Annotated in this window: 26 protein-coding genes and 1 riboswitch; of the genes, 8 read left to right on the plus strand and 18 right to left on the minus strand. The window is 64.8% G+C overall.

All coding sequences use genetic code 11. The features are described from left to right. The first annotated feature begins 42 nt into the window (after positions 1–42). The 5 genes from IVB36_RS29395 to IVB36_RS29415 all read left to right on the plus strand — a co-directional run bounded on the left by IVB36_RS29395 (position 43) and on the right by IVB36_RS29415 (position 3,090). Positions 43–621 (plus strand): methylated-DNA--[protein]-cysteine S-methyltransferase, encoded by a 579-nt coding sequence (locus IVB36_RS29395; RefSeq protein WP_018456084.1) that lies wholly within the window; start codon positions 43–45, stop codon positions 619–621. A gap of 9 nt (positions 622–630) precedes the next feature. Continuing rightward, on the plus strand, positions 631–1,470 hold the full coding sequence (locus tag IVB36_RS29400; RefSeq protein WP_018456083.1) for an AraC family transcriptional regulator: 840 nt from the start codon (positions 631–633) through the stop codon (positions 1,468–1,470). Between the two features lie 56 nt (positions 1,471–1,526). Then, positions 1,527–1,886 carry a VOC family protein gene (locus IVB36_RS29405; RefSeq protein WP_026233083.1) on the plus strand — a complete coding sequence of 120 codons (360 nt, stop codon included), beginning with the start codon at positions 1,527–1,529 and terminating at the stop codon, positions 1,884–1,886. A 195-nt stretch (positions 1,887–2,081) separates the two neighbouring features. Continuing rightward, on the plus strand, positions 2,082–2,483 hold the full coding sequence (locus IVB36_RS29410) for an SRPBCC family protein (RefSeq protein ID WP_018456081.1): 402 nt from the start codon (positions 2,082–2,084) through the stop codon (positions 2,481–2,483). 100 nt (positions 2,484–2,583) lie between these two features. Beyond that, entirely contained in the window at positions 2,584–3,090 is a 507-nt protein-coding gene (locus IVB36_RS29415) for a hypothetical protein (protein ID WP_026233082.1), read from the plus strand. On the opposite strand, the gene IVB36_RS29420 is transcribed toward IVB36_RS29415, so the two are convergent. The 4 genes from IVB36_RS29420 to IVB36_RS29435 form a co-directional block, all read right to left on the minus strand. Next, a complete protein-coding gene (locus IVB36_RS29420; protein ID WP_085349691.1) occupies positions 3,087–4,532 on the minus strand; it encodes an MATE family efflux transporter in 1,446 nt (481 codons plus the stop codon). The genes IVB36_RS29415 and IVB36_RS29420 overlap by 4 nt on opposite strands. 161 nt (positions 4,533–4,693) lie before the next feature. Next, positions 4,694–5,743, minus strand: coding sequence for a hypothetical protein (locus IVB36_RS29425; RefSeq protein WP_204513160.1), 1,050 nt, complete (start codon positions 5,741–5,743; stop codon positions 4,694–4,696). Positions 5,744–5,847: 104 nt separating this feature from the next. Further along, positions 5,848–6,276 carry a PAS domain S-box protein gene (locus IVB36_RS29430; protein ID WP_018456077.1) on the minus strand — a complete coding sequence of 143 codons (429 nt, stop codon included), beginning with the start codon at positions 6,274–6,276 and terminating at the stop codon, positions 5,848–5,850. Between the two features lie 177 nt (positions 6,277–6,453). Further along, a complete protein-coding gene (locus IVB36_RS29435; protein WP_247295970.1) occupies positions 6,454–7,560 on the minus strand; it encodes a 2'-deoxycytidine 5'-triphosphate deaminase in 1,107 nt (368 codons plus the stop codon). A 110-nt stretch (positions 7,561–7,670) separates the two neighbouring features. Beyond that, a riboswitch (SAM riboswitch) is annotated at positions 7,671–7,750 on the plus strand. 70 nt (positions 7,751–7,820) lie between these two features. Between IVB36_RS29435 and IVB36_RS29440 the strand changes: the two genes are divergently transcribed. Next, complete coding sequence (locus IVB36_RS29440) at positions 7,821–9,017, plus strand: O-succinylhomoserine sulfhydrylase (RefSeq protein ID WP_007615678.1); 1,197 nt, start codon at positions 7,821–7,823, stop codon at positions 9,015–9,017. Between the two features lie 54 nt (positions 9,018–9,071). On the opposite strand, the gene IVB36_RS29445 is transcribed toward IVB36_RS29440, so the two are convergent. The 3 genes from IVB36_RS29445 to IVB36_RS29455 are packed head-to-tail and all read right to left on the minus strand — an operon-like array spanning position 9,072 to position 12,121. Further along, positions 9,072–10,064 (minus strand): SGNH/GDSL hydrolase family protein, encoded by a 993-nt coding sequence (locus IVB36_RS29445; RefSeq protein ID WP_247394015.1) that lies wholly within the window; start codon positions 10,062–10,064, stop codon positions 9,072–9,074. Positions 10,065–10,076: 12 nt separating this feature from the next. Continuing rightward, on the minus strand, positions 10,077–10,856 hold the full coding sequence (locus IVB36_RS29450) for a lipolytic enzyme (protein ID WP_018456073.1): 780 nt from the start codon (positions 10,854–10,856) through the stop codon (positions 10,077–10,079). Further along, entirely contained in the window at positions 10,856–12,121 is a 1,266-nt protein-coding gene (locus IVB36_RS29455; protein WP_085349686.1) for an OpgC domain-containing protein, read from the minus strand. Before IVB36_RS29455 ends, IVB36_RS29450 begins: the two co-directional genes overlap by 1 nt. A 204-nt stretch (positions 12,122–12,325) precedes the next feature. Between IVB36_RS29455 and apaG the strand changes: the two genes are divergently transcribed. Then, a complete protein-coding gene (apaG, locus tag IVB36_RS29460; RefSeq protein WP_026233080.1) occupies positions 12,326–12,718 on the plus strand; it encodes a Co2+/Mg2+ efflux protein ApaG in 393 nt (130 codons plus the stop codon). A gap of 61 nt (positions 12,719–12,779) precedes the next feature. Here apaG and IVB36_RS29465 read toward each other — a convergent pair whose 3' ends face one another. From IVB36_RS29465 to IVB36_RS29475, 3 genes are all read right to left on the minus strand, one after another. After that, on the minus strand, positions 12,780–13,799 hold the full coding sequence (locus IVB36_RS29465; protein ID WP_026233079.1) for an Hsp33 family molecular chaperone: 1,020 nt from the start codon (positions 13,797–13,799) through the stop codon (positions 12,780–12,782). 162 nt (positions 13,800–13,961) lie between these two features. After that, positions 13,962–14,897: an ornithine carbamoyltransferase gene (argF, locus tag IVB36_RS29470; protein ID WP_018456070.1), complete on the minus strand. Its 936-nt coding sequence runs from the start codon at positions 14,895–14,897 to the stop codon at positions 13,962–13,964. Further along, the gene (locus IVB36_RS29475; RefSeq protein WP_026233078.1) at positions 14,897–16,099 is read right to left on the minus strand and encodes an aspartate aminotransferase family protein; all 1,203 of its coding nucleotides are present in this window, start codon (positions 16,097–16,099) and stop codon (positions 14,897–14,899) included. The genes argF and IVB36_RS29475 overlap by 1 nt, the downstream gene beginning before the upstream one ends. A 455-nt stretch (positions 16,100–16,554) precedes the next feature. On the opposite strand from IVB36_RS29475, the gene IVB36_RS29480 reads away from it, so the two are divergent. Next, positions 16,555–17,067 carry a GcrA family cell cycle regulator gene (locus tag IVB36_RS29480; RefSeq protein WP_247394018.1) on the plus strand — a complete coding sequence of 171 codons (513 nt, stop codon included), beginning with the start codon at positions 16,555–16,557 and terminating at the stop codon, positions 17,065–17,067. Positions 17,068–17,305: 238 nt separating this feature from the next. Here the strand turns inward: IVB36_RS29480 and phoB are convergent, their stop codons facing one another. From phoB to IVB36_RS29520, 8 genes are all read right to left on the minus strand, one after another. Then, positions 17,306–18,013, minus strand: coding sequence for a phosphate regulon transcriptional regulator PhoB (phoB, locus tag IVB36_RS29485; protein ID WP_007597871.1), 708 nt, complete (start codon positions 18,011–18,013; stop codon positions 17,306–17,308). Positions 18,014–18,035: 22 nt separating this feature from the next. Then, complete coding sequence (gene phoU / locus IVB36_RS29490) at positions 18,036–18,752, minus strand: phosphate signaling complex protein PhoU (protein WP_018456067.1); 717 nt, start codon at positions 18,750–18,752, stop codon at positions 18,036–18,038. A 10-nt stretch (positions 18,753–18,762) separates the two neighbouring features. Beyond that, complete coding sequence (gene pstB / locus IVB36_RS29495) at positions 18,763–19,584, minus strand: phosphate ABC transporter ATP-binding protein PstB (protein ID WP_018456066.1); 822 nt, start codon at positions 19,582–19,584, stop codon at positions 18,763–18,765. Beyond that, complete coding sequence (gene pstA / locus IVB36_RS29500; protein ID WP_247394020.1) at positions 19,581–20,426, minus strand: phosphate ABC transporter permease PstA; 846 nt, start codon at positions 20,424–20,426, stop codon at positions 19,581–19,583. Before pstA ends, pstB begins: the two co-directional genes overlap by 4 nt. Positions 20,427–20,430: 4 nt before the next feature. After that, a complete protein-coding gene (gene pstC / locus IVB36_RS29505; RefSeq protein WP_018456064.1) occupies positions 20,431–21,420 on the minus strand; it encodes a phosphate ABC transporter permease subunit PstC in 990 nt (329 codons plus the stop codon). Positions 21,421–21,518: 98 nt separating this feature from the next. After that, entirely contained in the window at positions 21,519–22,532 is a 1,014-nt protein-coding gene (gene pstS / locus IVB36_RS29510) for a phosphate ABC transporter substrate-binding protein PstS (protein WP_026233076.1), read from the minus strand. Between the two features lie 143 nt (positions 22,533–22,675). After that, complete coding sequence (locus tag IVB36_RS29515) at positions 22,676–23,974, minus strand: ATP-binding protein (protein WP_247394022.1); 1,299 nt, start codon at positions 23,972–23,974, stop codon at positions 22,676–22,678. A 33-nt stretch (positions 23,975–24,007) separates the two neighbouring features. Continuing rightward, on the minus strand, positions 24,008–25,063 hold the full coding sequence (locus IVB36_RS29520; protein ID WP_018456061.1) for a lysylphosphatidylglycerol synthase domain-containing protein: 1,056 nt from the start codon (positions 25,061–25,063) through the stop codon (positions 24,008–24,010). Positions 25,064–25,322 lie beyond the last annotated feature (259 nt).

Genomic DNA, 25,322 nt, shown 5'->3' on the forward strand with positions numbered 1-25,322 from the left:
GTCGCGGTCTGGGGAGAGCGTACGTTGCGTGGGGGCGTGTGTATGGTGGGGCATGGCTACGCGATATTCGACACGACCATAGGGCGCTGCGGCATCATCTGGAGCAGCACCGGGGTCGTCGCCGTGCAGTTGCCGGAGGCGCGGGAGATCGACACCCGCCGCCGGATTTTCCAGATCCATCCCGAGGCACGCGAGCAGCGGCCTTCCGCGAACGCCGAGTTCGCGATCGAGGGCATCGTGAGCTTGCTGCAGGGCAGCGATGCTGATTTTTCCGAGGTCAGCCTGGACGCGAGCGGGGTGCCCGGCTTCAACCGGCGGGTCTACGAGGCGGCCTGCGCCATCCCGCGCGGGGAGACGCGCACCTATCACGAGATCGCCAAGGCGCTGGGCGCCTCCGGCGCCGCGCATTCGGTGGCACAGGCGATCGCGAAAAATCCCTACATGCTGATCGTGCCCTGCCACCGGGTGCTGGAGGCCGGCAATTACACCGACCGGCTCTCGCCCTATGGCGGCGTAATCTCCAAGCGGCGGCTGCTGTCGCTGGAGGGCACCCATCCGATCGCCAGCAAGACGCTGTTCGACGTCCTGCTGCCCGTTGCCCCACCGAGACCCTCCACCTAGATAGGGAGGATGGATGCAACAACGCTGCTGACCACCCCCTCGATGACCGTCTCCGAGTTTCGCTGCGACGCGGGACCGGACGACAGCCCGTTTGCGGAGTGCCGCACCGGCCATTCCATCGCCTATGTCCGCGCCGGCAGCTTTGGCTGTCATTGCCGCGCCGGCTTCTTCGAGCTGGTGGCGGGCTCGATGCTGGTCGGCGCGCCAGGCGAGGAATACACCTGCACACATGAGCACGTCGCCGGCGACGTCTGCCTGTCCTTTTTCCTCAGCGAGGATCTGGTCGACGCGCTCGGCGGCCGGAGCGACGTCTGGCAGGTCGGCGCGACGCCACCGTTGCCCGAGCTGATGGTGCTGGGCGAGCTCGCCCAGACGGCGGCAGATGGCAACAGCGACCTCGGTCTCGACGAGGTCGGGCAGATCCTCACCGGTCGTTTCGTCGATGTCGTGTCGGGCAAGGCGCGCAAGCCGACGACACCGACGGCGCGTGATCGCCGCCGCGCCGTGGAAGCCGCGCTCTGGATCGACGCCAACTCGCATGCCGAGGTCGACCTCGAACAGGCGGCACGGCAGGCAGGCCTCAGCCCCTTCCACTTCCTGCGGCTGTTCTCCGCCGTGCTCGGCGTCACTCCGCATCAATATCTGGTGCGCTCGCGGCTGCGGCATGCGGCGCGGCTGCTGACTGACGACGACATCGCAGTCACCGACATCGCCTACGACGTCGGCTTCGGCGATCTCTCCAACTTCGTCCGCACCTTCCACCGCGCCGCTGGTGTATCGCCGACCAAGTTCCGCCAGGCTTCGAAGGGAGAGCGCAAGATTCTCCAAGAGCAGCTTGCCCTCAACTGACTAGGTTCGTCTCCGGCGCGCGCCGATTGTGGCGCGCTTTGGCAATGGAGACGACCATGTACGACCATATCGGATTGCGCGTTGCCGACCTCGACGCCGCCACGCGCTTCTACACCGCGGTGCTGGCGCCGCTCGGTTATGTCGTGTGCTCGAGTGGCGATGGTTATGCCGGCTTCGGGCCGAAGGGCGAGCCGGCGCTGTGGCTGCACCTGAACAAGGGGCGCAAAGCCGATGGCGTGCACATCGCGTTTCGCGCGGGGGATCATGACGCGGTCAAGGCATTCCACAGCGAGGGCTTGAAGAGCGGTGGCCGCGACAATGGCGGCGCCGGCCCGCGCAAGGATTACAGCCCGACTTACTACGCGTCGTTTTTGATCGATCCCGATGGCAACAATGTTGAGGCGGTCTGTGTGTGAACGCGGCAGCCCTCACCACACACACACGCTGTCATCCCCCGGCTTGACCGGGGTATCCAGTACGCCGCAGCTCCTCGATTCAATCACAGCGGCCTCTGGAATACTGGATCGCCCGATGGAGTCGGGCGATGACAGCTGGGATGACGGCGCTATCGCTCGCTTCTCTACATCAAGGAACTCAACCAGGATTGCATCATGGCCTCCATCCACAACGACATTCCCCTCAACGCCCCAGCGCGCGACGTCTGGGATGCCGTGCGCGATTTCGGCGCGCTGCATCGGCGGTTGGCGCCGGGCTTCGTCACGGCCTGCACGCTCGACGGCGACACGCGCATCGTCACCTTCGCCAACGGATCGGTGGCGCGCGAGGTGCTGGTCGATTGCGACGATGCGCGGCAGCGGCTGGTCTACGCGATCAACAACGAGCGGCTGAAGCATTACAGCGCCTCGGTGCAGGTGATCGCCGAGGGCGAGGCGAGATGCCGCCTGGTCTGGATCATCGACATGCTGCCGAACGAGCTCGCGCCCTATGTGCAGGGACAGACCAAGGACGCCGTCGCCGCCATACACCGCGCGTTTCCGGCCGCAGCTGCGTGATCTTTCTCACAGAGCCCAGCCCTCGTCCGCAATAACGATGGCGCCGTGCGTCCGGTTGGCTCCGCTCTCCCGGCGGCGCCACGCACGCGAGGAGCAGGCCATGAGAGGTGCGGACAAGGTGATCTGCCAGGCGGCCGCCGTGCTGCTGATGTTTTCGATTTCGAGCGCGCCGGCAAAGGCGCAGTTCTTCGGCGGCGGCGGTGCCGGCGGCGAGGACATAATGACCCAGATGGCGCCGATGCTCGAGATGATGAAGGCCAAGATGGGCAAGCGCCGCTTCGGCATGATGATGCAGACCATGGGCCCGATGATGAGCCGCATGATGGAGAATGGCGGTGGTGGTCTTGGCATGATGGGCGGCGGTGGCATTGGCGGCCTCGGCGCCGGCAACCTCGGCGGCGGTTTCGGCGCGCCCAATTACGGCGGCTACGCGCCGATGGGTGGAGGCGGCACCATGCCGGCCGGAATGGGCGGCATCGGCGGCGGCGATATCATGGGCATGCTCGGCGGCGCCGGTGGCGGCGACATGATGGCGATGATTCCGCAACTGATGCGGCTTGCCAATGTCGGCGGTGGTGGCGGCCATCGCCGCCACAGGCACCGCTAGTCCGCGGCGGCCGACAGAGCCGGCCTGATCGCAGGTTTGGTTTGGCGCGGTCCCCAGCGTGTCAGCACCACGCTGGAGCACGAGAGCAGGCCGAGCACGACCATCGAGCTCGCCGCCAGCCAGAAGAAGCTTTGCGCGGTGGCATCATGCGTCGACAGCCACCAGCCGACAGCCGAGATGTAGATCAGCCGCGCGGTCTGCGCCAGCACCGGGCCGATCACCTTCGCAGCGCCCTGCGACGAGAAATACATCGTCGAGGCGAGGCCGATGAAGGCGTAGAACGGCGCCACTGTCGACAAATATTGGTGGCTGGTGGCGCGCACGGTCGCGCTGTCCGTGAAGATGTTCACCCAGAGATCGGGGAAGGCCGCGACCAGGCACGCCGGTGCACCGACGGCGACGAAGGCGCTCGCCGCTGCGATCCAGGCGATGCGCCGGGCGCGGGCGATGCGGCCGGCGCCGACCGCCATGCCGATCATCGGCACCGAGGCGATGCCGAACGAGAACGCGATCGAGGTCAGCAGGAATTCCAGCCGCGCACCGATGCCGTAGCCGGCCAGGATCGCGGTGCCGAATTTCGCAAGCATGTGAGTGAAGATCGAGATCGTCAGCACCGATTGCAGCGGCGAGAAGCAGGCGATGGCGCCCACTTTGAGGATGTCGAAAAACATCGCCCATTGGATGCGAAGTCCGCGCAGCTTCGGCGTCACGCGGGCGCGGCCGGAGAACAGGTACCAGCCCATCACGCCGATATTCATGCAATAGGCAATCAGCGCGCCGGCGGCGACCCCGCGCATGCCGAATTGCGGCACCGGACCGAGGCCGAGGCCAAGCGTGCCACCGAGCACGATCTGCCAGGCCGCGGAATTGAGGATCAACAGCGACGGCAGCTTCATGTTGCCGGTGCCGCGCAGGACGCCGGCCATGGTGTTGAGCAGCCAGGGCAGCACGGCGCCGCCGAAAAACACCTGGGTGTAGGCGATCGCATGCGTCAGCACGTCGCCGCGGCCGCCGAGCATCTCAAGCACCTTGGGCCCGAAGATCAGCATGCCCAGCATGAAGACGAGGCCGAAGCTGATGCCGATCAGCAGCGCGTGCGCGGCGAGCGTCCCGGCACGCTCGCGATCGCCCGCGCCGAGCGCGCGCGCGATGGCGGAGGCCACCGCGCCGCCCATCGCACCGCCTGACATGGTCATGGTCAGGATCACTGTCGGAAACACCAGCGCCATCGCGGCCAGCGCTTCCACGCCGAGCCGTCCGATATAGGAGGTCTCCGCAATCACGGTGCAGGTGCCGGCTGAGAGCGCGACCACGTTGGGCCAGGCCAGCCCGAGCAGCGTGCGCAGGATCGGCCCGTCCATCAGCGCGCTCCTCACGGGGCGCGGAGGCGGCGGCAGCGGACGCTCTTGTTCATCGACCGGGATTTCGGCGATGTCTGACATGTCCTCTCCGGGCAAAGCGCCATTTCCGGCGCAGCAATGCTTGGGTGTGCCAATGAATTGGTTCGCGCAGGGCGCAACAAGAGGCTTGTTAGCACGACGCGCAGCGATTCCTCCTGCGCTAGGTGCAGGCGTGCCCTGCGGCAGCGCGGTGACGCCGTCGTCTACCCAATCGTCCAGAGCAATGGCGGACGACCGCTCGGTGTCGGGGACAGGTGCACGCCGATGTGCCGGCCGCACCCGGCCGCAAGCCCCTCGAACAACCCCGCCAGCACCTTGGCGCAAGCGGAGTGGTTATCGGCGCCGTCTTCCATCAACCTCCAGCTCTGCTGACGGATTTCGAACGTGCCCTCGGATTGCGTCGTCTCAGCCGCATCGTCCTGCGCGACAAACAGCGCGTTGAGGAACGTCGCGAATTCGCTCGCACCGCCGCGGCCCATCGACAGCGCCGCAGCGACCTCATCGAAATATTGCATCCCGATCAGCTTGCCCGTGAGGTGCAGGAGATAGCCCGCATCCTCCGGACCGAACAGCTGCACCATCACGGGCGCGGCGGTGCGCACATATTCCATCGCATAGTTGCGATAGGCTTTTTCCAGTCTCGGCCTTGGCCAGCTTGCGACCGGCAACGCCGGAGCCGCGGCTGCATCGAACAGCGGGGCTTCGAGGTGCCGCGCGAACACGAGGCGCTGGTCGAGCTCGAGGGGCTGGTCATATTGATAATAGTAGCCTTCGAGCCCGTCCTGGCCGTCGACGCTCTGCTTGGTGCAGACGAACCCCAATCTGGTATCGCCGAGCGCCACGCCGTTGTTGGCGTGCCAGCCGCGCAGCATCGCGCGCGAGACTTCGCCCGGCACGCCGCAGATGGCAGTGCCTTTCCAGATCCAGCGCGGCGGCGGATAGCGGATCCAGGCTTTGCGGTCGCTCTCATACATGTATTCGACGTGCACGCCGCCGATCCAGTTCGAGAGATAGTGATATTGCGCGGCTGCCACGGCGGGCGGCAGATGGCTCAGCCCGAGCTTCTCCAGCCCCGGCAGGAAGCGCTCCTGCTGCTGGCGGCGGAACACGCGAAAGACGAACTCCGCAGCATCTGCCGTGCCGCGACGCGTGACCACGGTGAGGATCAGACCGGTGAAGTAGGCGTGATAGAGATCGGCAACCGCGCGCCAGCGTTTCCATTGAGCTTCCTGCGCGGGGTCTGGTGCGGTCATGTTCGCTCCCGATCGTTGTTCTGATCGAGTGTGTCACTGCATCCGGTGACGGACAAGCTGAGCCGCACGCAGGGAGCCCTGCACGCCGGCGCGCCAATTCCGCATCACGAATTTTGCGCAGGCTTAGTTTGCGAGGCTTTGGCGGCACGCTCGCGCTCGACGCGCTCGGTGACGTCGCGTGCCATCGCCACCGATCCCTGCACCACTCCAGCGGCGTCCCGCACCAGCGCAAAGGTCATCTCGATGTAGAGCTTGCGTCCGTCCTTGTGCAGCGCGCGGGTCAGTGTCGGCTTGCCCGCAAGCTTCATCGCGCCGCTGGCAAGCGCGGCCTCAAAACCTTTCCAGTGCGCGGCGCGCAGATGTTCGGGAATGATCAGGTCGAGATTCTGGCCCAGCGCTTCGTCCGCCGAGAAGCCGAACAGTGCGGACGATGCGCGGTTCCAGCGCATGATCGTGCCGGAGCGATCCGAATAGATCAGCGCGTCGGCGACGTCGTCGAGGATTCTTGCGTCGAGTTCGGATTGATCTGTCATTTCGCCACCTCGGACGTAGCCCGGATTCACTTCCCATCTTGACACAGATTCGGTGTCATCGCCCGACTTGATCGGGCGATCCAGTATTCCAGAGGCGGATGTGATCGAACCAATAGGCTACGGCGTACTGGATGCCCCGGTCAAGCCGAGGCATGACAGCGGAAGGTGAGGCTATCCCTACACCCGGAAATGCTTGCTCAGCTTCAGGCCCTGCGCCTGGTAGTTCGAGCCGATGCGCTGGCCGTACATCGCGTCGGGGCGGGCCAGCATCTTCTCGTAGACGAGGCGGCCGACGATCTGGCCGTGCTCGAGGATGAACGGCACCTCGCGCGAGCGCACTTCGAGCACGGCGCGCGAGCCTAGCCCGCCGGCGCCGGCATAGCCGAAGCCGGGATCGAAGAATCCGGCATAATGCACGCGGAACTCGCCGACCAGCGGATCGAACGGCACCATCTCCGCGGCGTAATCGGGCGGCACCTGCACCGCCTCTTTCGACGCGAGGATATAGAACTCGCCGGGATCGAGGATCAGGCTGCCGTCGGGACGGGCCGAGATCGGCTCCCAGAAGTCCTCGACGGAATAGCCGGCGCGGCGATCGACGTCGATGACGCCGGTGTGGCGCTTGGCGCGGTAGCCGACGAAGCCGCCGCTCTTCTCGCCGGAGAGATCAACAGAGACGGCGACGCCGCCGGTGAGGTCGGCATCGTCGATATCGACGAGACGCTCGGTCGCGTGCAGCGCCTCGAGGTCGTCGATGTTGAGGATGGCATCGCCGGTGCGGAAGCGCACCTGGCTCAGGCGCGAGCCCTCGCTGACCAGCACCGGAAACGTCTTCGGGCTGATCTCGGCATAGAGCGGGCCGTGATAGCCGGCACCGATCATGTCGAAGCGGCGGGTGCCGTCGGCGATCACGCGGGTGAAGACGTCGAGCCGGCCGGTCGAGCTCTTCGGGTTGGCGGCCGCGACGATTTCCGGCGGCAGCGCGAGGCTTTCAAGCAGCGGCACGATGTAGACGCAGTTGGTCTCCAGCACCGCGCCGTCGGCGAGGCTGAACTCGTGCAGCTTCAACTCGTCGATGCGCTCGGCGACCGTGGCGCCGGGACCGGGCAGGAAGCTGGCGCGAACGCGATAGGCGATATCGCCAAGACGCAAATCGAGGCTCGCCGGCTGGATCTGGCTTTCGACGAAGTCGTAAGCGGGCAGGATGAGACCGCCCTCCGCCATCGCCGCGATCATGCGGTCGGGCAGGATACCATTGGCGTCGGCGGCGACCGTGAACGTCAACCCGGGGTCCTCATCAGGGATCAAACACATCCCGACATGCGGGAAATATGAGCGTTTTACGGCTATCCGATGGACGTCTTGACGGAAAGGGCATTGCGGAATATGAGCATGACTTATCCCGTGGTGATTTGAGCCGGCCGGCTTGCAGCCACGTTAAATAAGTCGCTAAACAGGCCGGGGACCTCTGTGATCCCGGCCCGTGGAGATATTCCAGGCCGGTTTTTTTGTGACCATTCTCGATGGTCACTTCAGGAGGTCCTATGTCGAAGTCCCCGGCGCCAACCGCCCACTACCGTCCCGAAACTCGCCTGGTTCATTCCGGCACCTTACGCTCGCAATATGGCGAGACGTCGGAGTCGCTGTTCCTGACCCAGGGCTACGTCTACAACAGCGCTGAGGAGTGCGAGGCGCGGTTCAAGGGCGAGGACCCCGGCTTCATCTATTCACGCTACTCCAATCCGACCATCTCGATGTTCGAGCGCCGCATGATCGAGCTCGAAGGCGCCGAAGCGGCACGTTCGGCCGCGACCGGCATGGCCGCGGTGACGACCGCGATCCTGGCGCCGCTCAAGGCCGGCGATCACGTCGTGGCCTCGCGCGCGCTGTTCGGCTCGTGTCTCTACGTCGTGCAGGATTTACTGCCGCGCTACGGCATCGAGACCACGCTGGTCGACGGCCTCGATCTCGACCAGTGGCAGCGCGCCATGAAGCCGAACACCAAGACGTTCTTCCTGGAGAGCCCGACCAATCCGACGCTCGACGTGCTCGACATTCCCGGCATTGCCGAGATCGCGCATAGTGGCGGCGCGCGGCTCGTCGTCGACAACGTGTTCGCCACCCCGATCTGGCAGAGCCCGCTCGCGCTCGGCGCCGACGTCGTGGTCTATTCCGCGACCAAGCACATCGACGGCCAGGGCCGCTGTCTCGGCGGCATCATCCTGTCCTCGGAAGCGTTCATCGCCGAGCACATCCACAATTTCATGCGCCAGACCGGCCCGTCGATCTCGCCGTTCAACGCCTGGGTCCTGCTCAAGGGGCTGGAGACGCTCGCCGTGCGCGTGCGCGCGCAGACCGAGACGGCGGCGCGCATCGCGGACGTGCTGGCGAGCCATCCGAAGATTTCGCGGCTGGTGTTTCCCGGCCGCGCCGATCATCCGCAGGCTGCATTGGTGAAGAAGCAGATGCGCGGCGGCTCGACGCTGGTCGGCCTCGAGGTCAAGGGCGGCAAGCAGGCGGCGTTCCGCGTGCTCAACGAGCTCAAGCTCGCCAAGATCTCGAACAATCTCGGCGACGCCAAGAGCCTCGTCACCCATCCCGCGACCACGACGCATCAGCGTTTGAAGCCGGAGGACCGCGCCGCGCTCGGCATCAGCGAAGGATTCATCCGCTTCTCGGCAGGCCTCGAGCACGCGGACGATCTGATCGAGGATCTGACCGCGGCGCTGGAGAAGGCGTGAGTTATTGTCGTCCCGGCCTAGTGCGCAATTGCGCATGGGGGCCGGGACGACAAGTCACATTGGCCGGTACGTCCGCACGTCCGCGGGCACGTTCACGCCGAGCTTGATCTGGCCGACGGAGCGAATGATGTCGTCGCCGAGGAGCTGGGCGAAGCAGGCATAGCCCCAATCGTTCATGTGCAGTCCGTCGGCGATCACGAAACTCTCGACCGGAAGCGATTGCTTCTCGTGCCAGTCGCGCATCACCTCGAAGCGCGGGAAGATGCCGACGTGACGGAGCTCGGCGACCTTGCCGAGCAGCTTCACCATCTTGCCGGCGCTCTCGGCGCGCTGGTTGACGGCGGGCGAATATTGCGGATCGACCAGCACGATGTCGGTGCCGCCGGTGGCCTGGATGCGAGCGATGCCGTCCTCGACCAGTTTGGCGGTCTCGCCAGGATCGAGATTGCGCAGCACGGCATTGGTGCCGACCTGCCAGATCACCAGATCCGGATGCACGTCGATCACCTCTTTCTGGAGACGCTTCATCATCTCGGGCGCATCCTCGCCGCCGACGCCGGCATTGATGACGGTGATGTCGGCGGTCGGATAGTGCCGGTGCAGCTGCGCGGCAAGGCGATTGGGATAGTTGAACTCCGGCGAGCTCGCGCCGAATCCCGCGGTCGACGACGAGCCGAACGCGACGATGACGACGGGCTGGCCGGCGACGAGCTTGCCCGCGACATGCGGCAGCGAGCCCATCGCCTTCGAGCCGCCCTTCGGCGACAGGCAGGGCACGCGGCTAAAGATGTCGCCGGCGGATTTCGCGACCTGCTTCACCTTGTCGATGGCGCGCGCCGTGATGCCGCGCTGGTCGGGGGACGTCGCTGCGACGGTGGTCTGGGACGGTGAAGCGGGAGCCGGATCAGCCGACTGCTGCGGGGCCGGTGTTGCCTGCGCGGCCTGCGTCTGCGCGTGGGACTGCGAGGCCGGACTCAGCAACAGCAGCACCGCTGCTGCGGGCACAGCCAGCCATGCCGTCAGGCAAAAAGGGCGGAGAGAACTCATTAACGCTAGACCTCAATTTTGCTGCTGGGCCGGCTCCAGATGGGCAGCGTCGATCAGGAACTGTGCCAACGCCCGGCCAAGGCAATCATGGACCTGCTTCGCCAACTCGGGCCCGCGCGACGGGCTGAATAGGTCGAACTGGCCCTGATCATTCCACTGCCGCATGATCGCGAACCGATCGAACAGCGGAATATCGTGCTCCTGCGCCACCACCCGCATATTGTCGAGGTATGGCGGCACCGAGATCATGGTTTCGGTACGCGGACTGTACTGCAAATTCATCAAGACGACGTCAGCCCCTGCCTTTTGCAACGCAACAACCCCTTCGGTCACCGCGCCACGAAAATCATCGGGATCGATGGCTCGGATAGCATCGACAGTCCCGGTCTGCCAGATGACCAAAGTAGGCGTTTTTGCTTCCATCAGCTTAACGAAGCTGGCAGCCGCCTCCTCGGCCGTTTTCTTGCTCTGTATTTCTACGGAGACGTGCACAGTCTCGGACGGCGGCAGCTTGTCCTTCAGGATGGCCTGCATCCGCGCCGGATAAGAGGCGTCCTCGGAAGCCGGAATCGTGGTCGAGCGACTGCCGATGACCAGGATTTCGAGCGGCTTGCCGGCCTTCACGGCATCGGCGACCTTGGGAAGCTGGCTTTCGCTGGTGAGCAGATAGGACGGCACTTCACAGGCTGCGGGCGCGGCTGAAGCAGCCGGCGCAGCATCGTCCGCGCGCGCCGGAGGCGCGGCGAGACCACCGCACAGCAGGATCAGGCTCAGGAAAACCTTCGCCTTCATCAGCCCCCTCCCGCCATATCGGCGCTGCCGACGGCGCTTTTGGTTTTCGAACCGCTCTTGTCAGCCACCCGCTTGTACCACGAAATCAGCCAGGCCATGGCCCACATGATCAGGATTCCGGAGAGACTTATTAGCGCATGCATGACCGGGCCGCCCGAGACTTCGGCCAGGATGAAATGGCCGGCAAAGGCGAGGAAGACGCCGAGACAGAATATCTCCAGGGAATGCGAGCCGCACAGGATCAGCGGCCGCAGCCAGGGCGATTTCAGGCCCGGCCAGTCCCGGGGCAGGACGCGCACGGTGAGCGCGGCCAGCGCCAGGAAATGCGTGAAGCGCAGCACGTCAAGGTCGGCCTTGTCGATCGGATACATCCACTGCTCGAGCCGCTTCGGCATGAAGTGGGAGAGCTGCGGCACATACCAGGTCAGCGTCACGTAGAATGCCGCAACCAGATAGGCGATCGCGATCCACATCGTCACCCGCGAAGCCAGAATGTGCGACATGCGTCGCGCACCCCCGAGCGCGCACCATGCCCCGAACACGAACAGCAATTGCCAGGCGAAGGGATTGAAGGCCCAGAAGCCGTTCGGATAGGCCGACAGATAGAGGTCGTATTCCCAGGTCACCGCGTAGAGCGCGACCGAGAGGCCGAGCGTCACGTCGGGGCGCCACTTCATCAGCCACAGGATCAAGGGCAGCGCCAGCATCAGCACGATGTAGAGCGGCAGCACGTCCATGTTGACCGGACGGAAGCGCAGCAGCAGCGCCTGCACGATCGTGACGTCGGGCTGCTTGAGGAAATCCATGATGCCCATCTCTTCGGTGTAGAGCGGGTTCTCGAACCTGGTCGCGACGTAGGAGATTTCGGCAAGGAAGATCGTGAACAGGAAGACGTGGGCGACATAGATCTGCCAGACGCGCCGCAGGATGCGCGCGGTGGCGACGACGATGCCGGACTCCAGCATCGCCCGACCGTAGACGAAGGCGGCGGTATAGCCGGAGATGAAGATGAAGATCTCGGTGGCGTCGCTGAAGCCGTAATTGCGGATCGTGAACCAGGTCAGAAGGCTCGGCGGCAAATGGTCGATGAAGATCAGCCACAGCGCAAGGCCGCGGAATAGGTCCAGCCGGAGCTCGCGCTCGCCGATGGCTGGCAGCGAAATGGCCGGCGCGGCCGCGCGCCGCTTCGCTCCCGCGGACTTGACCTCCACAGGTTTAGCGGTTCCCGCGATCGTCGATCCCGTCACTTGGTCGGCAATGGTCATCGGGGGCCTAAAAACCCTTCCGCAAATCGCGACGTGGCAAGGAGTGTACCGGTCCGGCCGTCATCTCGCAAAGCGACCGGATCACAAGCAAGTACATTTGCAAGCCCATTTGGACGTGTACTTCCCTGCGAATTCTGGCGGGACGATGTCGCCAAGGCGTCTCCGGCGTTTGGTTCCCGGGCGGTTTTCGGTATGATGGCAATCATGTACCGCGCCGTGACCCGCCAGATCGAAGTGACCGTCGAGCCGAACTTTGTTCCGGAGCAGTCGTCGGCTGACCGCTCCCGTTATTTCTGGGCCTATACCGTCGTCATCACCAATTCCGGCGACGAGACCGTGCAGCTCAAGACGCGGCACTGGATCATCACCGACGCCACGGGCCGGCAGCAGGAGGTGAAGGGCGAGGGCGTCGTCGGCGAGCAGCCGACGCTCGCGCCCGGCGAACGCTTCGAATACACCTCCGGCGTCCCGCTCACGACCGCCTCGGGCTTCATGACCGGCCGCTACCAGATGGTCAGCGCGACTGGCGAGCGCTTCGAAATTGACGTGCCGACGTTCTCGCTGGACAGCCCGGACAACAAGCGGGTGTTGAACTAGGGCAGGAGATGGTGGGCGCGCTCCGCTTTGGCCGACCCTATCGCACCTGCAGGCTAACGCCTTACGCGTCTTCCACGCCTGCTTCATCCGGCGTGAACTCGTACACCGAGCTGCAGAACTCGCAGGTCACGACGACCTTGTCGTCCTTGACCATCGCGGCACGGTCGTCAGACGAAAAGCTCTTTAGCATCGATGCCACCGCATCGCGCGAGCAGGAGCATTGCGCCTTCAAGGGCAGCGGATTGAACACGCGCACGCCGCGCTCGTGGAACAGGCGGTAGAGCAGCCGCTCCCCGGACAGCTCCGGATCGATCAGCTCAACGTCTTCGACGGTCTCGATCAGCGAGCGTGCCTCGACCCAGGCATCGTCTTCAGCGACGGCGTGCACTTCGACGCCTTCGGGCGCATCGCCGGGATGCAGATCGGCCTGCCGCGCACGCTCGGGCGCCTTCGGCAGGAACTGCATCAGCATGCCGCCAGCACGCCAGCGATGCTTGCCGCCGTCGTTCGAACGCCATTCCTCGCCGACAGCGAGACGCACGCGTGTCGGGATCTGCTCGGAGCGCAGGAAATATTCGTGAGCGGCGTCTTCGAGGCTGCCGCCGTCGAGCGCGACCAGGCCCTGGTAGCGGCTCATGTCGGGGCCTTGGTCGATGGTCATGGCGAGATGGCCGTGGCCCAGCAGCGCGCCGGAATGCGTGCCAGTATCTTTGGCCTCGCCGAGTCGCGCGGCGTCGTAGCGCGCATAGGCGCGCAGGCGATCCGGCGCCTGATAGTCCACGACCAGGAACGACACCGGACCGTCGGTCTGGGCCTGGAGAATGAAGCGGCCCTCGAACTTCAGCGAGGAGCCAAGCAGCGTGGTCAGCACGATGGCCTCGCCGAGCAGCTTGCCGACCGGCGCGGGATAATCGTGCTTGGTCAGGATTTCGTCGAGCGCCGGACCAAGCCGCACCAGCCGACCGCGCACATCGAGCGCGTCGACCTCGTAAGGCAGCACGGCGTCATCGATCGGAACCGCGGATGGCGCGCGAACCGGGCCTTCAGGCCCGGTTTTCATATCAGGGGATTGGGAAACCATGGCGCTTTATCTGGGGTCGGAAGGCGGAATTGGAAGGGGTGAGGGCTGCATCCAGAATGCAGCACGGATCGTACGCAAGCACGGCAAATTCGGTGTCGTCCTGGCGAAGGCCAGGACGACGATGAAGACCTACTTCGCCGGCACGGCGGATACCGGCCCGGATTACTTCACCGCGTCGAAGCACCAGGCCAGAATGCCCTTTTGCGCGTGCAGGCGGTTTTCGGCCTCGTCGAACACGACGGATTGTGGACCGTCGATCACCTCGTCGGTGACCTCCTCGCCGCGATGGGCGGGCAGGCAGTGCATGAATAGCGCATCCGGCTTGGCAAGCGACATCAGCTGCGCATTGACCTGATAGGGCTTGAGCACGTTGTGGCGGTGCTTGCCTTCCTTGTCGCCCATCGACACCCAGGTGTCGGTCACGACACAATCGGCGCCGCGCACGGCGGCTTCGGCATCCGTGCCGAGCATGATCGGCGCGCCGGTCGCCTTGATGAAGTCGCGCATCGCCTTTTTCGGCGCGAGTTCCGGAGGCGTCGCGACATTGAGCTGGAACTTGAAGCGCTCGGCGGCGTGCGCCCAGGAGGCGAGCACGTTGTTGTCGTCGCCGGTCCAGGCCACGGTCTTGCCCTCGATCGGGCCGCGATGTTCCTCGTAGGTCATGAGGTCCGCCATCACCTGGCAGGGATGCGAGCGGCGCGTCAGGCCGTTGATGACGGGCACGGTGGCGTTCGCTGCAAGCTCCAGCAGGGCATCGTGATTGAGGATGCGGATCATGATGGCGTCGACATAGCGCGACAGCACGCGCGCGGTGTCGGCGATGGTCTCGCCGCGGCCGAGCTGCATTTCGGCGCCGGTGAGCATGATGGGCTCGCCGCCGAGCTGGCGCATGGCGACGTCGAAAGACACCCGCGTCCGCGTCGAGGGGCGCTCGAAGATCATCGCCAGGGTCTTGCCTTCGAGCGGCCTGACCGGCTGATGCGCCTTCTGCTTCGCCTTCATCGCGGAGGACGCAGCGAGCATGCGCTTGAGCTCCGACAGCGGCAGCTCGTTGATATCGAGGAAGTGCTTCGGTGTTTTATCGGGCGACTTGCTCATCAGCTTGCCGCCCGCTTGTTGCCGGACAACGCGGTGCAGGCGCGCTCGAGCCGCCCGACGCTGTCCTCGATCTCGGCTTCGGTGACGATCAAAGGCGGCAGGAAACGCACGACATTGTCGCCGGCACCGACGGTGAGCAGCTTTTGGTCGCGCAAGGCTGCAACGAGATCGCCGGAGGGCACCACGGCCTTGATGCCGATCAGGAGGCCCTCGCCGCGCACTTCGCTGACGACATCGCCGTGACGGTCGATCACGGAGGCGAGCTTCTGCTTGAGCAGCAGCGACATCCTCTGCACGTGGTCGAAGAAGCCGGGCTTGAGCATGACGTCGAGCACGGCGTTCGCAGCCGCGATCGCGAGCGGATTGCCCCCGAAGGTCGAGCCGTGCGAGCCCGGCGTCATGCCGGACGCCGCTTCGGCGGTCGCAAGGCAGGCGCCGATCGGGAAGCCGCCGCCGAGCGCCTTGGCCAGCGACATCACGTCGGGTTCGACGCCAAGGCGGCGGTACGCGAACAGATCGCCGGTGCGGCCCATGCCGGTCTGCACCTCGTCGAAGGCGAGCAACAGACCCTTCTCGTCGCAGAGCTGGCGCAACGCCCTCAGGAAGGCGGGCGTTGCCGAACGCACACCGCCCTCGCCCTGGATCGGCTCGATCAGGATGCCGGCGGTCTGCGGACCGATTGCCTTTTTCACGGCATCGAGATCGCCATGCGCAACCTGGTCGAAGCCCTCCATCGGAGGGCCGAAACCTTCGAGATATTTTGCCGATCCCGTTGCGGCCAGCGTCGCCAGCGTGCGGCCATGGAAGGCGCCTTCGAAGGTGATCATGCGATAGCGGTCGGGATGACCCTTTGCGGCGTGATAACGGCGCACGACCTTGATCACGCATTCCAGCGCTTCGGCGCCGGAATTGCAGAAGAACACGAAATCCGCGAAACTTTCATTGCACAGGCGCGCGGCGAGCTTTTCGCCGTCCGGGCTCTGGAACAGATTCGACATGTGCCAGAGCTTGGTGGCCTGCTCCTGCAACGCCGCGACCAGCGCCGGATGGGCATGGCCGAGCGCATTCACCGCCACCCCGGAGGTGAAATCGAGATAGCGCTCGCCATTGGTCGCGATCAGCCAGCAGCCTTCGCCACGCTCGAAACCAAGGTCGGACCTGGCGAAAACGGGGAGCAAATGCGGCGCTGCGCTGTTAGTCATGATGGTCACTTGAATGTTGCGGACGGAGTGAGCGTGCATTGCGCAACGCACCATCGACCGGCCCGGAAAACGAAACGTGCCGCCTCTTGAGGGCGGCACGTGCGACTATCTTAGGCCTGGTGAAACGGGTGTCAATGCCGCCCGGAAAGCCTCGCGAAACGCTGAATCCGTAGTCTTGCGGTGCCGATTTTGCGGGATTTGGCCACGGAACATGTGGAAGCGAGTCGGCGGACTCTTGCGCGGGAGTCACGCCATATTGTAGCGTTTGGATTGTCAGATACGACATCTCGTGCAGTGGTTCTGATCTTTAAGTCCTTATGTACCGGCGTAAACGTTCGGGCGTTCAAGACGCGCCCGGCGAGCCTTAAGGGATTCTGGCGGCACGGGTTTTTGAAGGCTTAGGCATTCGCTGCGAGGCCCCAGGATGGCTGGCGCGCAGCGAGGGAAAGGGTGCAATGACGGTTTTGACCTGGTCCGATGATCGCGTCGAGCAGCTGAAAAAGCTCTGGGAGGCCGGACTTTCGGCCAGCCAGATCGCGGCGGAGCTCGGCAATGTGACCCGCAATGCCGTGATCGGCAAAGTGCACAGGCTCGGCCTTTCGGGCCGCGCCAAGAGCCCATCATCGGCAGCGCCGCGGCCGCGCAAGGCGCGCCCCGCGCAGCACATGATGCGGGTGAGCCGCCCGATCTCGCGCGGCAACACCGCGCTGGCGCAGGCCTTCGAGGTCGAGGCTGAGCCGGATCCGGTCACCTACGACAACGTGGTGCCGATGAGCCAGCGGCTGTCGCTGCTGGAATTGAACGAGGCGACCTGCCACTGGCCGGTCGGCGATCCCTCGACCCCGGACTTCTTCTTCTGCGGTGGAAGGGCGCTGTCCGGACTGCCCTATTGCGCCCAGCACTCGCGCGTTGCGTACCAGCCCGCGTCGGATCGGCGCCGCGCACCGGTAAAGCCGGGTCCCCGTTAGTCGTCACGCGAAGACAGTTCAACAATTTCAGTGTCGTCCCGGCCTAGTGCGCAATTGCGCACGGGGGGCCGGGACCCATACTCCGAGCACGCAATAATCGTGCGGAAGGGGTCACTCCGAGTCTTCGCCAAACCACGTTCGGTGGTTATGGGTCCCGGATCAGCGCTCGCTTCGCTCGCTTGTCCGGGACGACGGCTGAGAATGCAGGGACAGCTCGCCAACAAACAAGCCTGCAACCCTACACCTGCTCCGCCTTCGCGAAGCGATCATCCAGCGCGTAGCCGGCGCCGCGGACGGTGCGGATCGGGTCCTGCTCGCGGCCGAGATTGAGCAGCTTGCGCAGGCGGCCGATATGCACGTCGACGGTGCGCTCGTCGATATAGATGTCGCGGCCCCAGACGCTGTCGAGCAGCTGCTCGCGCGAGAACACCCGTCCCGGATGCTCCAGGAAGAACTCCAGCAGGCGATATTCGGTCGGACCGAGATCGATCGGCCGGCCCGAGCGCGCCACGCGGCGCTTGTCACGGTCGAGCTCGATGTCGCCAAAAGCAAGGACGGTGGCGAGGCGCTCCGGGCTCGCGCGCCGCAGCAGGCCTTTCACGCGCGCCAGCAGCTCCGGCACCGAGAACGGCTTGACGATGTAATCGTCGGCGCCGGTCGCAAGACCCCGCACCCGCTCGCTCTCCTCGCCGCGCGCGGTGAGCATGATGATCGGGAGCTGCTTGGTCTCGGGACGGGTGCGAAGCCGCCGGCACAATTCGATGCCTGACAGGCCCGGCAGCATCCAGTCGAGCACGATCAGATCGGGGATGTGCTCCTTGAGGCGGGTGTCGGCGTCGTCGCCGCGCATCACCGTCTCGACGTCATAGCCGTCGCCTTCGAGGTTGTAGCGGAGAAGCTCGGTCAGGGCTTCCTCGTCCTCAACCACCATAATGCGTGCGCCCATCGGGTCGTCGCTCCTTAAGTCTTCAGGTGTTCGGTACCGTGTTGGCAAAGGTCGTCATGTCGCCCTTCGGCCGCTTGTCGGTGATCGCCTGGCCCTCGATCATGTAGAACACGGTCTCGGCGATATTGGTGGCGTGGTCGCCGATCCGCTCGATGTTCTTGGCGCAGAACATCAGATGGATGCAGAACGAGATATTGCGCGGATCCTCCATCATGTAGGTGAGGAGTTCGCGGAACAGCGAGGTGCAGATGGCGTCGACTTCCTCGTCGCCCTTCCACACCGCCATCGCCGCCGGCAAATCATGCGCGGCATAGGCGTCCAGCACCGACTTGACCTGCTGCTGCACGAGGTCGGTCATGTGCTCGAGGCCGCGGAACAGCTTGAGCGGATGGAAGTCCGTCTCCAGCGCCGCGACGCGCTTGCCCATGTTCTTGGCGAGGTCGCCGATGCGCTCGAGATCGGTCGCGACGCGCATGGCGCCGACGATCTCGCGCAGATCGACCGCCATCGGCTGGCGGCGGGCGATGGTGAGCACCGCACGCTCCTCGATGCGCTTCTGCAGCGCGTCGAGCTCGGTGTCGATGGCGACGACGCGCTGGCCGAGCGGGACGTCGCGGCGGATCAGCGCGTCGACGGACTCGACGATCATGCGCTCGGCGATGCCGCCCATCTCGGCGACCAGGCGAGTGAGTTCCTGGAGGTCGGTGTCGAAAGCCTTTGCGGTATGTTCAGAACCCATGTCGCGTCTCCTAGCCGAACCGGCCGGTGATGTAATCCTGCGTGCGCCGATCTGACGGCGACGTGAAGATCTTGCTGGTGTCGTCGAACTCTATCAGCTCGCCGAGATACATGAAGGCGGTCTTGTCGGAGACGCGCGCCGCCTGTTGCATGTTGTGGGTGACGATAGCGATCGTGTAATCCTCGGACAGCTCCTGGATCAGCTCCTCGACCTTGGCGGTCGAGATCGGGTCGAGCGCCGAACAGGGTTCGTCGAACAGGATCACCTCGGGCCGCACCGCGACGGTGCGGGCGATGCAGAGGCGCTGCTGCTGGCCGCCGGAGAGCGACAGGCCGGAGGCGTTGAGCTTGTCCTTGACCTCGTTCCACAGCGCGCCGCCGCGCAGCGCCTTCTCGACGCGGCCGTCCATCTCGGACTTCGAGATCTTCTCATAGAGACGGATGCCGAACGCGATGTTCTCGTAGATCGTCATCGGGAACGGCGTCGGCTTCTGGAACACCATGCCGACGCGGGCGCGCAGCAAATTGAGGTCCAGCCTGGGGTCGAGAATGTTGGTCTGATCGAGCATGAGCTGACCGGTGGCGCGCTGGCCGGGATAGAGGTCGTACATCCGGTTGAAGATGCGCAGCAGGGTCGACTTGCCGCAGCCCGACGGACCGATGAACGCCGTAACGCGGTTGGCGCCGAGCGTCAGGTTGATGTTCTTCAGCGCATGGTGCTCGCCGTAATAGAAGTCCAGGTTACGCACGGTCACCTTGGGGGGCGCCTCGGGCAGCACCGCCGCGTGCGGCAGTCCACCGGACGCGCTCATCGACACGGAAAGATCACTCATTTTGCGGTCCTCTCGGCGCCAAGGATGCGCGCGAAAATATTAAGGGCAAGAACGGTCAGGGTGATGAGCAGCGCCCCGCTCCAGGCCAACTGCTTCCAATAGGCATAGGGGCTCTGCACGAAGTTGTTGATGGTCACAGGCAGGTTCGCCATCGTCTTGTTCAGGCCGAGGCTGAAGAACTGGTTCGATAGCGCGGTGAACAGCAGCGGCGCGGTTTCACCGGCGACGCGAGCGGTCGCGAGCAGCACGCCGGTGATGAGACCCGATCGGGCAGCACGATAAGCGATCCGCTGGATCACCAGCGAACGCGGCAGGCCGAGCGCCGAGGCCGCCTCGCGCAACGCGTTCGGCACCAGCAGCAGCATGTCCTCGGTCGTGCGCAGCACCACCGGGATCACGATGACCGCGAGGGCGAGCGAGCCTGCGATCGCCGAGAAGCCGCGCATCGGCACCACCACGGCGCCGTAGATGAACAGGCCGATGATGATCGAGGGCGCCGAGAGCAGGATGTCGTTGATGAAGCGGATCACCGAGGTCAGCCGGTCATTGCGGCCGTATTCGGCGAGATAGGTGCCGGCGAACATACCGAGCGGCGCGCCGATGCCGACGCCGATCACGGTCATGATCAGCGAGCCGACGATGGCGTTGAGCAGACCGCCCTCGTTCGATCCCGGTGGCGGCGTGTTCTCGGTGAACAGCTGGACATTGAGTCCCGCCAGCCCGTTGTAGAGCAGCGTGATCAGGATCAGCGCGAGCCAGGTGACGCCGAAGGCGGTTGCGGCGATGCAGAGCCCGCGGACGACGATGTCCTTGCGGCGTCGGCGTGAATAGATCGGATTCATGGCGCTAATTCCCCGCCTTCTTTTCCAGCCGCATCAGCATCAGCCGCGCCGCTGCGAGCACGAAGAAGGTCAGAACGAACAGCAGGAGGCCGAGCAGGATCAGGCCGGATTGGTGCAGGCCGTCGCTCTCGGCGAACTCGGATGCGATCGCCGCCGAGATCGTGGTGCCCGGCGCAAAGATCGATGACGAGATCCGGAACGAGTTGCCGATGATGAAGGTCACCGCCATGGTCTCGCCGAGCGCGCGGCCCAGCGCCAGCATGATGCCGCCGATGACGCCGACCCGGGTGTAGGGGATCACCACGCTGCGGACGACTTCCCATGTGGTGCAGCCGACGCCGTAGGCGGCTTCCTTCAGGACCGGAGGCACCGTCTTGAACACGTCGACCGAGATCGAGGTGATGAAGGGCAGCACCATGATGGCAAGGATCAGCGCGGCATTGAACAGGCTGAGATAGGACGGGGGACCTGCGAAGATCGCGCCCAGCACGGGAACGCCGTCGAAGATCTTGATCATGAAGGGCTGGAACGTGTTGGCCAGGAACGGACCCAACACGAAGAAGCCCCACATGCCGTAGATGATCGAGGGAATACCGGCGAGCAGCTCGATTGCCATGCCGATCGGGCGGCGCAGCCATTGCGGGCAGAGCTCGGTGAGGAAGATCGCAATGCCGAGACCCACGGGAATGGCGATCAGCATCGCGATGAAGGAGGTGACGAGCGTGCCGTACATCGGCCCGAGCGCGCCGAGCACCGGCGGATCTGCGGAGGGCGCCCAGCGCTGCGTCCACAGGAAGGAGACGCCGTATTCTTTCATCGCCGGGAAAGCGCCGACGATCAGCGAAATGATGATGCCGCCGAGGATCAGAAGCACCGAGATCGCGGAGAGCCGCGTAATCCAGTAGAAGGTAACGTCGCCGAGCTTGAACGCGCTCAAGGCCTTGGCGCGGTCATACGGTCCGGCGTCGTCGATTACATCGCTCTGAACGGCCATCTCTGCCACGCCGATCCCCTGTACCAAATAGTATACGTTTTTTGTTGGTCCGTGCCCCGGATGCAGCGCAGCGCATCCGGGGCACGAGCGTCGCGAACCTAGCTCTTGATGTCGGCAGCCCAGGTCTTCTCGATCAGCTGAACGACCGGATCCGGCATCGGGATGTAGTCGAGCTCTTCAGCCGCCTTGCCGCCGCTCTTGAAGGCCCAGCGGAAGAACTTGATGGCTTCCTGCGAGGCCGCCTTGTCGGTGGCGTCCTTGTGCATGAGGATGAAGGTCGCCGCCGTGATCGGCCAGGATTTCTCGCCGGGCTGGTCGGTCAGGATGACGTAGTAGCCGGGAGCCTTGGCCCAGTCGGCGTTGGAGGCGGCCGCCTGGAAGGCTTCGACGGTGGGCTGCACAGGCTTGCCGGCCTTGTTGATGAGACCGGTGTAGGTCAGCTTGTTCTGCTTGGCATAGGCGTACTCGACATAGCCAATCGAGTTCTTGGTCTGGCTGATGTTGCCGGACACGCCTTCATTGCCCTTGGCGCCGACGCCGACCGGCCACTCGACCGCGGTACCCTCACCGACCTTGCTCTTCCAATCCGCGCTGGCCTTGGCGAGGTAGTTGGTGAAGTTGAAGGTGGTGCCCGAACCGTCCGAACGGCGGACCACGGTGATGGCCTCCGAGGGCAGCTTCACGTTCGGGTTGAGCTTCTTGATCGCGGCGTCGTCCCATTTGGTGATCTTGCCGAGATAGATGCTGGCCAGCGTCTCGCCGTCGAACACCAGTTCACCGGGCTTCACGCCCTCGATGTTGACGACGGGCACGATGGCACCCATCACCATCGGCCACTGGACGAGGCCGTCCTTCTCGAGCTGCTCGGCCTTGAGCGGCGCATCGCTGGCGCCGAAGGTCACGGTCTTGGCCTGGATCTGCTTAATGCCGCCGCCGGAGCCGATCGACTGGTAGTTCAGACCGTTGCCGGTCTCCTTCTTGTAGGCGTCGGCCCATTTGGAATAGATCGGGAACGGGAACGTCGCGCCGGCTCCGGTGATGTCGGCAGCAAAGGCCGCCGTCGTCGATGCGGCGACAATGCCAGCAGCGACGAGTGTTTTGAGGAAATTCATGCTGGTCTCCATACAGGGGAGCGAAGCGCCATCCGCGCCCGATCGCGCTCCCCGTGCCGCCCCTTTAGGAGCGGACAGCTGAGCTTTTACGAAGGTTTGGTGACAGTCGGATGACAGTGTTAAGCAGCTGAAATCGCTGGAATTTAGCTCAGAGCCGCAGGCTTGCCCTGGGGAAAACAGGCGGTGAAAGTGGCGCCCTGTTTGGGCACGCTTTCGATCAAAAGCCGGCCGCGATGACGGTTAAGCATATGTTTCACCAGCGACAATCCCAGGCCGGTGCCGCCCTGCGAGCGGCTGTCGCCGACATCGACCCGGTAGAAGCGCTCGGTCAGCCGCGGCAGGTGCTCCGGCGCGATGCCGGGGCCGAAATCCCGGACCAGCACCCGGATTTCCTGAGTTCCATCAGGGGCCGCGCCTGATATCAGCGACACGATAATGCGTCCACCGGAGGCGCCGTATTTGAGCGCGTTCTCGATCAAATTCTCGAACAGGCGGAGCAACTCCTCGCGGTCCCCCGCGATCAGCACCGGGGTCTCGGGCAGCTGGGTCTCGACCTCGACCTGGCGTTCCCGCGCCAGCGGCTCGAGCCCATCGGCGACCTGCAAGATGATCGGCAGCAGGTCGACCAGGGTGTCGGGCCGCACATGGGCCGACAGCTCCACCCGCGACAGCGACAAGAGATCGTCGATCAGGCGCGCCATCCGGGTGGCTTGGTTGTGCATGATGCCGAGGAAGCGCTCGCGCGCCTTGGGATCGTCCTTGGCCTGGCCCTGGAGCGTGTCGATGAAGCCGGACAGCGCGGCCAGCGGCGTGCGCAGCTCGTGGCTGGCATTGGCGACGAAATCGGCCCGCATTTCCTCGACCCGGCGCAGCGGCGTCTGGTCGTGAAAGGTCATCAGCATGCATTTGTCGGCGCCGCCAAAGGTGGTCGGCACCGGCACCGGCGTGATGGTCAGCTCCATCCAGCGATCGACCGGGACATGGTCGAGATAGGTCGCGCGCCGCGGCTCGGTGGTCGCGATCGACTCGCGCAGCGCCGTGATGATCTCGGGCGAGCGCAGCGCGAACTGGGCGAGCTCATTCCGGCGCAGTGCCGGCGCGAGCTGGGCGGCTGCGGCGTTGAGATGGATGACGCGGCCGGCGCGGTCGAGCAGCACCGCGGGATCGGGCATGCCGGCGACCACTGCGGCGACCGCCGCGCTCTCGACCGGGTTGACGCGGCGGGTCTCTTCGCGCGAGGCGGCGGTATCGTGCAGGCGCCACGGGATCAGCGCTGCGGCCGCGATGCAGAGGAACACCGCAATCGCATGCAGCGCCGATAATTCCCCCAGCGAGACCACCACGGATAGCGCGAGCGCCGCGGCGAGCAGGATGACGGTCGAGTGCCGCAGCCGGTCGGACCAGGGCGGGGAGGAGGGAGAAGTTGGGGCGTCGATCGCCATCGGGGCGGGCTTCTCCAAAAGGCCTTGCGCCGGTCAGGCGCCGCTGTCGCTGCGCTTTCTCACGTAAGCGGCTTCAGGCGCGGGGCCGGGGTCGAGCTTGAGCGCAGCCTGCTGCAGGCGCTTCGATCGTGCGCCGATGATAACTTCGCGAAACGTCAGCAAGATTACAGATATGACAAAAGGGGACAGATAATAGAGGACGCGGAACAGCAGCATCCCGCCCAGCAGCTCCTCGCGGTCCATCTGCCAGAGCCCGACCAGCATCGCCGCGTCGAACACGCCAAGGCCTCCGGGCGAATGGCTGGCAAAGCCGAGCAGCGTGGCCGAGACGAAGATCACCGCGACCACCACGAAACCGAGATTGGGCTCGTCAGGGACCAGCACGTACATCGCGAGCGCGCAGAAGCCGAGATCGATGATGCCGATCGCGATCTGGAGCAGCGTCAGCGGGCCGCCCGGCAGCATCACGGTCCAGGGCCCGCGGCCGACCATGCGCGGCTGGGTCCAGACCCAGACCACGTAAGCGACCAGTCCGACGATGATCATCATCGCCAGCATCCGGTTCAGCCAGGGCGGAAGCATGTCGATCGAGGCCGCGGCTTCCGGATGATAGGAGATGCCGAGGCCCAGCACCGCGGCATTGCCGAGCCAGAAGGTCAGGCCGGCGAGGAAGCAGATCTTTGCGACGTCGATCGCGTTCAGGCCATAGGCGGAATAGATGCGGTAGCGCACCGCGCCGCCGGTGAAGACGCTGGCGCCGACATTGTGGCCGATCGAATAGCTGGTGAAGGCAGCGAGCGCGTTAATCCGATAGGGCACGTGGGGATGGCCGATCGCGCGCACGGCGAACAGGTCGTAGAAGGTCAGCGTGAAATAGCCCGCAGCGACGAACAGCGCCGCCATCGCGATCTGGCTCGGCTCGGTGCTCTTGATCGCTTCGAGGACTTCGTTGACATCGATGCCGCGCAGCATGTGGTAGAGCACATAGCAAGCGATGCCGATGACCGCGACGCTGATCACAACTCCAAGCTTATGCAGGATTTGCTTCTGGCGCAGAAACGACATCGCCCTGCGTATGGCTTCCAGCATCTAAACCTCGAACAACGCTTCAGCGGCCAGGGTGGCCGGCGAACAGGCGGACGACACGCAGGCACCCGACGAATCCTCGCCGGCGGCTCCGGCATCGCGCATGCCCCCTGCCCCTCCACTAGCGCGTTTTGGGGCGGAGTGGAATTCGACAATTCGAACAAAAAGTCGTGGCTTCAAGGTTTTAGGCAGGTTGCGGGCTCCTGATGCACGGTTTGGCGCTTTCGGCGGCAAGCCTGACGCGAATCTCCATGGCCATCCT

This window comes from Bradyrhizobium sp. 35 (assembly GCF_023073215.1).
Classification (GTDB): domain Bacteria; phylum Pseudomonadota; class Alphaproteobacteria; order Rhizobiales; family Xanthobacteraceae; genus Bradyrhizobium; species Bradyrhizobium canariense_D.